This is a genomic window from Bartonella sp. MR168JLCBS (genome assembly GCF_042194175.1).
This window is the reverse complement of sequence record NZ_JBHIMP010000322.1, coordinates 1-761: the sequence shown is the minus strand read 5'-3', so window position 1 is coordinate 761 and position 761 is coordinate 1. Positions and strand designations below refer to the sequence as shown.

1 protein-coding gene is annotated in these 761 nt (G+C 39.4%); it reads left to right on the top strand.

Annotated elements, in window-relative coordinates; genetic code table 11:
• Positions 1-137: 137 nt before the first annotated feature.
• Complete coding sequence (locus ACFIK8_RS11160) at positions 138-746, top strand: YqaA family protein (protein WP_042995610.1); 609 nt, start codon at positions 138-140, stop codon at positions 744-746.
• The last annotated feature ends 15 nt before the right edge of the window (positions 747-761 follow it).

Below are 761 nucleotides of genomic sequence, written 5' to 3'. Positions count from 1 at the left end.
CATAGATTTAGGGAGTATTTTCCCTATCTGGTTTATGGAGTGTGCCCGGCCTCTTTGGATTTATAAGCTATTTTCCTCACCTAGCTTATAGAGTATAATTTGCAAAGTTTTTACCTCTTAGGCTTATGAAAGACCTGATGATATTAAACAGATTAAAGCTTTGGATGATTTCTTTAGCGAATCGACGTACAGCACCACACTGGCTTGGGTTCATTGCTTTTATGGAAAGTTCTGTCTTTCCGATTCCGGTAGATGTTTTGTATATTCCAATAGCACTTGTCCATCCCAAGAAGGTTTATCGCTATGCTTTTATTGCCACGGCGTGTTCTGTTTTGGGGGGAATTTTTGGTTGGTTTATTGGAAATTTTGCCTATGACAGTCTTGCCAAACCGATTTTAGAATTTTACGGTCGAATTGAAAATTTTCAAGCGCTGCAAAACGGTGTGACACTGCAATTTCTAGTAATTTTACTGGCTCTTTCAGGTTTTTTGCACCTTCCACCTATCAAGATTGTCACGATTTTGGCAGGTGTCATGGGTATGCATCTTGGACTTTTTGTTCTCACTTGTATTTTTGCACGGGGGGCTCGTTTTTATCTTCTCGCGTGGCTCATTCGGCGTTTTGGACGTCAAGCAATGAATTTTCTTGCCCGTCATTTGCAATGGATTGCTCTTATTGGTTGTATTATGCTTTTATTGATTTATGGCACTTTCACAGCTTTTGTGAAGAAATACCTTTTATTGTAAGGAACATGCGCAATG

Bases quoted from the DNA above. Each gene is read 5' to 3' on its own strand.
- ACFIK8_RS11160 (WP_042995610.1), top strand. From the start codon at position 138: ATGATATTAAACAGATTAAAGCTTTGGATGATTTCTTTAGCGAATCGA.